We start from the raw sequence: 10,877 nt of genomic DNA, 5'->3' as shown, positions 1-10,877 counted from the left end.
GGACCTAATTGCTTTTTAGAAAAGTAATGAATTGTCTCCTTACTTTTCAGTAACATATTTCCTTTTATAATTAAAAAATAGGTAGCTACTAGAAAATATATTATCCCTAATATCCAATCCAAATTTGTTGCTAAATTGTGTAAAAGAACATATCTCATATATGCATAACCAATCGGAACATGTAGCAATACAACCGCACCTAATCCTGGGTTATATATTGTTTTAGCTTTTATATTCGCAAAAATACCATGCCATATGAATTGAAAAAATCCCATTAAAATAGGTGCCAACCCAAGCCATATGATATTTGGAAAGAAAAACGGAAGTAAATAAAAAACATACGCAATCAAAATATTTATTACCATAGCAGATTGCGTATTTAATGGGTAGCGATCTGGTATATCACTTTTAAATATAACTACATTAAACAGACCAGCGAAATAACCTGGCCAACGATACTCTTCAAATTGATGCACTAAAATGGCTACAAAGCTTAACGCTAACCGTACCTTTATTTCACTCATTTTTCCAAAATTCGGGACTAAATAACCTAAGGCAACAATAGCCATAACTAACCCTACATCACACCAGTGCTTTCTAAAGAAACTAATCATCACTATCACCCACTATCTCAATTTTTATAAAAATAGCGTTCAAATAGGAAATCAATTTGCTTTTCTACAGGCTGTATTCTTATATCTGCCCCTGATTCAAGAATTGGCATCATTAATGTTGGAAGAAAAATGGATCCGAATATTTGCACCGTCATCATCATTAAAATTTCCTGATCCGTTTCATTTGTTATTTCACTCAAAATATTCTTCACTTTACTAAAACCGAGCCTCTTCAAAAAATCTCCATATTCGTATTGAGATGTAAATACCGTAGTTCCCATTGTAATAATTTTCCTAACTAACTCGGGGTATTGCCGAATTACTATTACATAATCAAGTAAAAATATTTTTAATCTTTCTTTTGCTGGCACTTTAATATCATCTAAAATAGAAAAAGTGTCTTGAAAGCTAATTAATAAGATTTTAATTGTTTCACTAATCAATTTTTCTTTTGAGCCAAAATGGTAATTTATAAGCGCAATATTAGTATCTGACAATGCCGCAATTTTTCTTATTGTTACACTTTCAAAGCCTTTGTCTTTAATTAACTCTAATGTTGTATTTAAAATCTTTTCTTTCGTAGATATGTTTTCATTTCCACTCAACTTATCTCCTCCTCTAAAATTTATCAATTAAACAACGTTTTAAACATCGTTTAAACTTATAGTATCACCTTCAATTTTTAATATCAATTTAAACCTTTCGACATTTCTGATTACCTATTCTTTTTTTATCTTTGTTATTAAAATTTATATATACATTTGAGAACGCCTTTGTTGTTTTCCAGTCTCGTCATAATGTGAGCAGTCGGTAATTTTAATAATTGAACTGTTGTATAAACAATCAAATTGATTAACATTATTTTCCTTCACTAAAAAAGATGAACACAATTTTTTATACATCATATTTGTTGGTATGTAGTGTATTACTGTGACCTAGCTTGGACTGAATCCCCTTGTTGTAGATTTTTATTTTATTAGTAATAATTACGGTATATGAAATTATTACTAATAAAATAAAAAAAGCTCCCCTGAAAGGAGCTCCTTACCTTACAAAACATTTAAGAAATCCTTCTATTACCAGCTCTACTTAAGATTTGGAGCATGGTTATAACTCATTCACCCCTGTTTGTTACGATAAATTATTGGTCTATGACTATTCTTTTTCTGTGTATTATTTCAAGCTCTTTAGATGTTTTCTTTTTGTGAAATTTACCTCAAAACAAATTAACTAGATAACAAAACATAAAGTAACAATGCAGCTGCTTCTTGTCGTTTCATACTTTGTTTTGATAGATAATCTGCTGATCCATCTTCATTATATATAACCTCAGGCCCTACTAAACGATGACCTACAATGTTTTTCACGGATTCTATTGCCCATTCATCAGTGTCTCCCTTTAATGTTGCATCTGCAGATGGCGCTCCTAACATTTTTAAATACTGCCAGGTAATCCATGCTGCTTCTTGTCTAGTAATTGCACGGTTTGGATGAAATTGTTCCCCTTCTTTTTCATATAAAATACCAATCTCATATAACTTTTGAATATGAGGTGCATACGGATGATTTTTCACATCCGAAAATACTGGTTCTTTTTTTGAAGGTGGCGTAAAGTAAGCAATTTGAGATAACCAATATACAAATTCTGCCCGTGTAAGAGAAGATTCTGGATTGAAATTCCCCTCCTTATTTGCTTGTAATACCTCGTATTGATGTAAAGGATTTATAAACTTAGCATACGGATGATTTTCATCTACGTCTTTAAATCTCTCGGGCTCACTTAACTTCACCGCTGAGCTGCCAGAGTTCCAATGTATCATTTCTTTCACATTACCATCTTTGTGAAGTTTAAATGCCATATAATTCCCTTTTTCATCCTCAAATAGTAAAGGGTCTATTTGTTTTAGCTCCTGTTTACCATATACTTTATCACTTACATATAACTTTCCTTCACTTATGTTTACATGTGACATTAGGTTTTTTAATCTCAAATCACGGTAAACACCTTCAAATTTCTTTAATTCTTCTTCATTAGGGGTTAAATATTCAGGCTTTGTTTTATCTGGGAAATAGTGATTCATAAAATCATCAAATACTTCAACAGGAAGTGCCGAACTATCTTTATTTGTAACTACAAAAACTCCAATTTTATGCTCTGGAATTAACCACATTAAAGATGAAAAACCTGGTATATTTCCCCCTTTACCGAACACATATTGCCCATTATGGCTTTGCGGTGAAAAGAACTCAAACCCATATGTCATATTAGGGTATTTGGGATGTAAAGCAAATTTTGTTTTTTGCATATCTTCTACGGTTTCTTTTTGTAGTATTTGGTTATTTTTAAATTTACCATCATTCAATTGAGCGATCATAAAATTGCCTACATCACTTCCTGTAGAAAACATACTCCCTTGTGGCATATCTGTTGGTCTTGTTTGATAAAATGGAATGGCATTACCTTTAGCGTCATATCCTGTTGCAAGCTTTTCTTTAATAAAATTAGTCATAACAAAACTGCTATTATGCATTTCTAAAGGATAAAAAATATTCTTGGCCATATATTTGTAAAAAGGTGTGTTTGTCAGACTTTGAACAATATACCCTTGAAGCATAGAAGCAAAATTATCATATGTATATGTATCTCCTGGCTTTCTCACTACTGTGGGCATATTATCTCCTACATAATCTTTAAGCATAGTATAATCATTCTCTTGATAATGGATATCCTCTGGTCTAGGATCTACGTAATCAAAACCTGTTGTATGGGTAAGTAAATGTTCCATTGTAACTGGTTCACCCATTTTATTTTGATACTTTAATCCCCCCATATAATTTACTATATCTTTATTTATATCAATTTTACCTTGTTCAACTAACTGCATGACAGCACTAGCAGTAAAAACTTTTGATATTGACGCTAATCGAAAAACTGTTTTTTTAGGATCGATGGGAGTATTCTTTTCTTTATCGGAAAATCCGAATCCCTTTTGAAATAAAATTTGATTATCCTTTACAACGACAAGAGCTACACCAGCTGCGTTTTCTTTTTTCATTTTCTCTGGAATTACTTTATTGGTAAATGCTTCTACATCTTTAGGATTTAATGTTATAGGTTCAACAGTTTCCGCTTTTGAATAATTGCTCCCCAGAAAAAATAACAAAAAACATACACCTACAGCTACTAACCTTTGAAAATAAATTTTCATTCTTCTATTCCTATTACCCAAATTAACTCCCCCTTTAATACTAGATTATTGATTATACATCTATGGTTTAACCAACCACATTCTACCATTTCATTGATATTTTTTCTAATTTTATTTAAATTCTGTCATTTATTAACTTTTCTCTTTTAGAAGTAGTCTATATATTGTCTTAATTATAGAAAATGCTAGACACTCTTTAATATAGGGCTTCCCAGCAGTTTTTTCATAACATCCTACTTAAAGAAAACACCCATCGTTTATAATCAATAAAAATTGGCTATTTGGTGAAGCGAGTACTATTAATGATCGATCTAATTTTTTTGAGAAGTTAGATAAAATCAAAAGATAGACCTACTGCATTATTTACTGGAAAAGATTACGGATATGGAGTGAAGATGCCCTAATTGGCATCTTCACTCCATATCCAGCAAGGAATCTCATAGTATGCTAATATTTAGATATTAATATTAAGAGGATTTAGATGATGAAGAGATCAGTATTAGCAGTTGGTTTATCTGTTGTAATGTTAGCAGCGTGCGGCGAAAAAGAAATAGTTCAAAAGGAGCAACCAAAAACACAACTAACAACGGCGAAAACAGAACAACCAAAAGATGAGCAGACACGAATGGTGAAAAGTGTTGAACGTAGAACCAAGGAGATTATAGAATATTTCGGTGGTATTGTAACAGCGGTTGAATTAAATAAAGAAAATAACTTGTATGTCTTATATGTTTTCGTTGATAAAACAGCATTGTCAAATGCTGACGAAGGCCTACGGAAAAATTTTGGCTATAGAACAAGAACAAAGTTAAAAGACGCCGTTGCGCAGAGTGGCTTGCAAGAATACGGCAAAACAACCATAAGATACTTCACATCAGATGGTAAAACAGAAATTGAATTTGAATAAGCACTCACGGGAGTGCTTATTATTTTCACTTGTTATTTCAAGGGACGGAAGATTGTTCCGAACTTTTGACAATTAACCAAGGTACGTAAAATTATTACGCTCTTTTCTTTCAATACATCTTAACTTTGATTCTTTCTCATTATTGTAAAAGCTACCATCCTAGCAAGAATGGAACTAGTTAATTGGTTGCAGGAGCTTGATTCTTCTTACCGTGATCCTTACGCTACCATTAATGCTAAAATAGTACTTGTAGATGGACCTGCAGAAGAAATTTTTAAAATTCACAAGCCTAGTAAACCATCACTTTCATCTTATATAAATGGTGTAATCGAATCCTCCATTCAAAATAACCAATCCGTCTCTTCTACAATTCAACAATTAATGAGAGAACAAAATGAAGAAGGAATGACGCAAACTGTTCCCTTTATCAAAAAAACACACACTCTATATCCAATACAACAATTGAAAACTAAAGATGCACTATTACATATTTTTTTCAGTCCAGATTATGTTAAAATTTCTTATGTTGTTTATTTCATAGTCGAATTATGGTTTCGTATCTAATTCAACAATATGTGAGCTGTATACAAAAAGAAAAGACACCCAAAAGGTGTCTTTTCTTCTTTTCATCTAAAAAACATTTTTCTTTTTCAGGAAGATTAATTATCTCACTAACCTAAGCCTCTAATTCAATGCCCTTTTGATCACGGTGCTCAAAAGGTTTCATCTATATTAACATGTAAATAGTTCACTCCCTAATCATATTTCCACCACTATATTTGATTTCTCAAATATTTTCTGTCTTGTTCTTAATTTTGTCAAAATCTTCATATAGCTACACAAAATATATATGCTATTATGTTTTTAAGAAACTATGCGTTCCCTTAACCCTGTATCCGACCCTGTATTTTTTTACAGGGTCTTTATTTACTTTCATTAGCTTATAAGAGTTATTACACACCCCATTTCAATTATAATCGTTTAAATGTTAGTTAGAATTTGAAATGATAAACCTATTAGCTTTTTAACACTTTTAATCTAATACTAGATTTCTAAATGTATACTACACTAAACATCAATTAACACTATACACATAGTGTTAATTATCTTAATTGAATATTAGTAATAGTAAGTATAAAGATTATCAATTTACTATATCTTACATTTATGTAAAAATAGATGTATGTTAAGCTTTTTCAAAATCTTTCCCCTAATAAAGATTTGAAGTAGCATTTCATGATTCTCCTTACGGTTAATATGCCTTGAAAAAGAACCCTTTAGGGTTCTTTTTCTTCTTATTACATCCACAGCAGATACTTAATTAACATACAAAAAGGACTGACAATTACTTGCAGTCCTTTTTGTACCTAAATATACACTTATATTAAGTACTTAACTCTTTGTTTTATTTGACATGCATATGAATTACACATGTCATTATCATCTAGATACATAACACTTCCAAATTTAGAAGTAAACAATAACAAATCTTTCCCAGCTTCCAGCTACATAACTATTAGCTGTTAAATTTCTACCGCCATTTGCTGATATAAATCTACCATTACTTAGCGCTTGTAATACATATATCCTATTGTCTCCACCATTATATAAGATAAATTTTTCCCATGCCCCAATTGATGTACGATCTGCTACTACTCTACCATTTGGCTCAAACGAAACGTACTTTCCATTACTTTTCGCTTTTAAAGCAAACGTATATAATTCCCCAGTCGGAATTAATTCAAATTTCTCCCATTCATTAACTGCACTACGATTTGCTACTACATTTCCCGATGGCTCAGCAGACACATATTGTAAATTTGCAGCTTGTATAGCAACAGTCCAGCTTCCATTAAATAGACTCACACCTTTTAGTGAACTTGCATTTGATTGGTTGGCTGCCAATGCATCATTTGATGGGGTTATCATCATTATCATTAGAACCATTGGTAACACCATTAAAACTAACTTTTTAAAGATCTTATTACCATTTACATGAGTTATGAACCTCTTCATTCCCATTCCTCCCTTAATATATAGCACTCATATACATCATACCAAATATGTAAAATATTGTAACAAGAGAGGGTCTTTATCAACAAATACCTTATTATTCTGTTTTTTTTTCTCAAATCTATAGCACCTAAACATCATTCAGTCCTCAAACATATTTTTAAAATTAATTTCACTTTATATTAAATAAATGCCAAATAGCCGTTCATAATGAACGACTATTAAGCATCTAACTAAAAATTTGAATGTTTTTCATGTTAATCTATTTTGTTTAATCCCGTTGAAGTAACTTGATAGATTCTTTTTTTGCCTATATATTCTTGTTTATTATTCTCAAGGTTAGTAAGTTTAGCCCGTGTCTTTTCATTTACTGCTTCCCCTTCTATATGGGTAAACTCGATATAATCTCCCACTTTGACCGGCACAGTTTGGCTTTCAGCAGTTTGCTGTCTATTTCCCACTATTTCTTTATTGTACACAACACTACCGGATGAATTCTGTACTTTGATACTCGCATACGTATTATTAAAATAAGAATGTGGTACGCCTGCTTCTAAATTCACCTGTATTTTCTCTGTTACCCTATTATAATTTACTTTTGCAATTTCTCTATCACTATATCCTTTTAACGACCAACTAAATTGATTTCCGTCTAAAACCGTTGTTTCTGGCATTTTTTCTACTTTCTTCAGACCTTCTTTTGTAACTTCGTACATTGCTTTTTTTCCAAAGCTTTCTTGTTTACTACTATCTACATTTGTTAAAGTAGCTCTATGCACACCTTCTTGATGTGTTAACTCAATATAATCTCCTACTTTAACTGGAACTTTTTGCGATTCGGCATTTTGTTGTTTGTTTCCATAAATGTCTTTATTATATACTACTTTGCCTGATGCATTTTGTACTTTAATACTCGCATATGTTTCATTAAAATAATGATGCGGTACGCCTGCTTTTAAGTCAATATGCATTTCTTCTGTCGACTTATTGAAATTGATTTTAGCAAACTCAAAATCACTAATCCCTTTCATTGACCATGCAAACTGGCTTCCTTCTAAAATATTATTTGCATTAGGCACATCTGGTTTAATCGGATTAGAATCCGTCCCCTTCCAAATCTCTGCTGTTAAAACCGGATATCCTAATGCAGCCACTTTTTGAATGGTATCATTATTTGGACGTAATCCCCACTTCTCAAAGAAAGGCATCAAATTTTGTTTGGCTACTTTTGATGCTGAGATCATAAATAATTGTTTTTTATTTTCATCAGTTTGTGGAAGTTCATTAGAAGGCATATCTCTATACAATTGATGCAGTTTAGGATAGAAGTCTTCTCCATATGCTAACTGTAGTTGCCAAAGCATAACAAGCTTAACAAAAACATCACTAACTTCGTCATAATTTTTATTAGGTTGTTCTAAGTATTGAAATGCCTTAGTATAAGCGCCCTCCTGTTGCAATCTAAAAGATTGATTAGATGTAAATGCTTTTTCTACAGAAAGGCTGTAAATATTATTTTGTACTTCTGTCATATTATAAAACTTCCAAGGTGCTTGCTGTCTCAAATGCCCTGCCTCATGCCAAGGACCCCAACCATCTTTTATAAATTTATTTATATCTAACACGTATTGAATTGCATCTCCTACATATGCAGTTCGATAAGAAGTCGCATACATATAATAATCTGGTGAATGATTTTCTTCTACGTAATGAATATAATGCTTGTCAGCTTGTTCTTCGGATAATCCAGCTACTTTGTCTTGAATTCGGGTAGCTTCATCCATCTTTTTTAAGAGTTGTACAGGATCTGTATTAGAACCAAGCAAATATTTCTTAACACGTGCAGGGCTGGCCGTAATTAATACACGTTCTCCTTTTAGCTCCACTGCATGTGCATTTGGATTTTGGTTCAGCATGTCTATTAAATCTTGTTTTGTATGCTTGCCTAGTTCAAAGAAAGGAGTAGTCGTTCCACCAGTTGTGACTGTTGTTCGAATGGTACCACCTTGTTGTTTATTGTAAAAATAAATCATTCCTCCATTTGGAGATTGGATTGTGTTTATACCTGGTTTTAATGTAAATGATTTTATTTTAGAATCTTCTCTCCAAGAAGCATCATACGAATACGTTCCAATGTATGCTTGAATATTTTCATTTCCTTCTACATTAATCGTTATTTGTTCATTTGGCTTTGCATATAAACCAGTCGGTTCATATGGACTAAATGCCATACTTTTTCTTTCCTGTTGTTTCAATACCTCAACATCCCCTTTTCCTGGGACTGTATATGATCTGTTTTCTAATTTAACTGACTTTTCCTCTTGAAGTGATGTCGATATTTTATTTTGCTGCTTTGTTTCCTCTGCAATGATATCTGTTGTAGAAATCATTGCAGTCGCAAGCATAGTTACTGTAGCGGTGGCTGCAAGTATTTTTCTAGTTTTATATTTTGAGTTATTCCCCATATTATCTCCCTCATTTTCCCTTAGTACATGTAAGGACTATTATTTTATTTATCATGTTTTTACATTAAAAACTATTTACGCTATTTATGTTGTATCTAATACTCTATTTTTTCTCATAATAGTCTCCTTTTCTTTATTTCTAATTGTTTATAAATGTTATTTGATGACACATAAAATAACAACTTTACGATAAACTCATCAATAACAACCTATTATGTTTTGATTTAGTATTCTTAACTTCCATCTAATTGTATAAAAGTATTCAATTAGGAAAATAAGAATATAAAGCTCACTAATCATAGATTAGGTTTTACGGAAAAATTCATAAAAATCATTCACCTTAAAAATTCAAACTTGTATAACTACTTTCTACATATAGGATGGAATTATAAAAATATTTCAATAAAACAAAAGACAGAGGCCTGATTATACCTCCGTCTTTTCAATTTATAAAGAACAAAAAATCATTTTATAACTGTATAAGTGCCCTTGCAACAAATACCGTATTCCGCTATTTTTTTGAAGAAACAGGATCCATTTTTAATGTTTTTATCCCTTCTTTTAATGTAAACGCATCCGCTCTCAATGTTTTCCAACTATCTTTCGCTGCATTCAAATTAGGTTTTAGGAATTTGAATTTATTTTGATCCGCTTTTTGGGATGCTTTATCAATATGACTAAGCACTCCCGAATATTGAGAATCTAAATCATGCCATTGTGCAGACATATAGGTAAGTGCATTAATAGCCGATCCAATCGCATTGTGCATTTCATTAATATTATTATACGCAACACCAACTACACGATTTAATGTTACTTTATAATCTATAGTCTGACGTAATTGTGCTAACAATGGCTCTAACGTACCTAAATTATTTCTTGCTACCCCTATCATTACACCACCAGCAATCCACGTAGGAATTGAGGGAATTGATACAGTTATAATTCCATCTGATTCTACTTGTTTAAAATGTCTTACTTGCTCTAAAACTTCATTTAGGCGCTTTTCATCTTCATCAATTCCAGATGCTTGGTTTTTCAGAATCGAATGCAAAATATCTTTATGACCTCCAAATGCCCGGACATCTTCTCCAATACTATCTCTTAACTTAGCTAGTTCTTGTATTAAATTCTGTGTATATGCTTGATTTTGTTTAATCTCACCTTGTAAATCTGTAATGCCTTCTTTTAATGTGTCTGCATCCCCTTCATTAATCGCTTCTACTAATGTGTCATAATAATTGTCGAATTTAGTATCATACTCTACAATCCCCGTCAGTGTATCTAAAAGTTGTTTTTTTATGTATGAATCCCATTTCGTAGCATGCTCTCTTGCATTCTTTTGATCTTGTAGAATTTGACTAGGTAGATTTGTATATCCTTTAATGTCAATTCCTTCAAAGTTAACATCTGGGTTTTTAATTAACAAATAAGAGTAATCATTCATAGATTTTGCAAATACCCCAGCATCTTGCAAAGCTTTTTTCATCTTTTCGCTGTTTACAGAAAGAGATATATCTTCGGTACTAGTTTGTTCCATTTTACTTTCATTTGCGAAGGCTGCCACTGGAGAAACTACAGTAGTTGTTGTCAGAGTCAAAAACGTCGATACAGCAAGTAGTTTATAAGGAAAGTTTTTATTCATTTTAATTCCTCCTATACATATATA

The 10,877-nt window shown here is 31.8% G+C and carries 7 protein-coding genes and 1 pseudogene; 2 read left to right on the top strand and 6 right to left on the bottom strand.

Features of this window, described 5'->3' with window-relative positions:
- From ACLBWW_RS23690 to ACLBWW_RS23680, 3 genes are all read right to left on the bottom strand, one after another.
- On the bottom strand, nucleotides 1–614 hold a 614-nt coding region (locus ACLBWW_RS23690), incomplete at its 3' end, for an HXXEE domain-containing protein (RefSeq protein ID WP_447614277.1).
- Between the two features lie 17 nt (nucleotides 615–631).
- Complete coding sequence (locus ACLBWW_RS23685) at nucleotides 632–1,219, bottom strand: TetR/AcrR family transcriptional regulator (RefSeq protein ID WP_098222261.1); 588 nt, start codon at nucleotides 1,217–1,219, stop codon at nucleotides 632–634.
- Nucleotides 1,220–1,840: 621 nt separating this feature from the next.
- The gene (locus tag ACLBWW_RS23680) at nucleotides 1,841–3,823 is read right to left on the bottom strand and encodes a serine hydrolase (protein WP_098222267.1); all 1,983 of its coding nucleotides are present in this window, start codon (nucleotides 3,821–3,823) and stop codon (nucleotides 1,841–1,843) included.
- A 481-nt stretch (nucleotides 3,824–4,304) separates the two neighbouring features.
- On the opposite strand from ACLBWW_RS23680, the gene ACLBWW_RS23675 reads away from it, so the two are divergent.
- Together ACLBWW_RS23675 and ACLBWW_RS23670 are read left to right on the top strand one after the other, a co-directional pair.
- Nucleotides 4,305–4,730, top strand: coding sequence for a hypothetical protein (locus ACLBWW_RS23675; RefSeq protein ID WP_048546921.1), 426 nt, complete (start codon nucleotides 4,305–4,307; stop codon nucleotides 4,728–4,730).
- A 180-nt stretch (nucleotides 4,731–4,910) separates the two neighbouring features.
- Nucleotides 4,911–5,168 (top strand): annotated as a pseudogene (locus ACLBWW_RS23670) (Ger(x)C family spore germination protein); the annotation flags it as partial.
- Between the two features lie 1,029 nt (nucleotides 5,169–6,197).
- On the opposite strand, the gene ACLBWW_RS23665 reads toward ACLBWW_RS23670, so the two are convergent.
- The 3 genes from ACLBWW_RS23665 to hblA all read right to left on the bottom strand — a co-directional run bounded on the left by ACLBWW_RS23665 (nucleotide 6,198) and on the right by hblA (nucleotide 10,853).
- Nucleotides 6,198–6,746 carry a fascin domain-containing protein gene (locus ACLBWW_RS23665; RefSeq protein WP_098123807.1) on the bottom strand — a complete coding sequence of 183 codons (549 nt, stop codon included), beginning with the start codon at nucleotides 6,744–6,746 and terminating at the stop codon, nucleotides 6,198–6,200.
- A 254-nt stretch (nucleotides 6,747–7,000) separates the two neighbouring features.
- A complete protein-coding gene (locus ACLBWW_RS23660; RefSeq protein WP_098222264.1) occupies nucleotides 7,001–9,208 on the bottom strand; it encodes a M60 family metallopeptidase in 2,208 nt (735 codons plus the stop codon).
- A 511-nt stretch (nucleotides 9,209–9,719) separates the two neighbouring features.
- A complete protein-coding gene (hblA, locus tag ACLBWW_RS23655; protein ID WP_048546914.1) occupies nucleotides 9,720–10,853 on the bottom strand; it encodes a hemolysin BL binding component B in 1,134 nt (377 codons plus the stop codon).
- Nucleotides 10,854–10,877 lie beyond the last annotated feature (24 nt).

This window comes from Bacillus sp. M5A3_1b (assembly GCF_053345335.1).
Note: the sequence above shows the minus strand (reverse complement) of the source record. Positions and strands in the feature narration are given on the sequence as shown.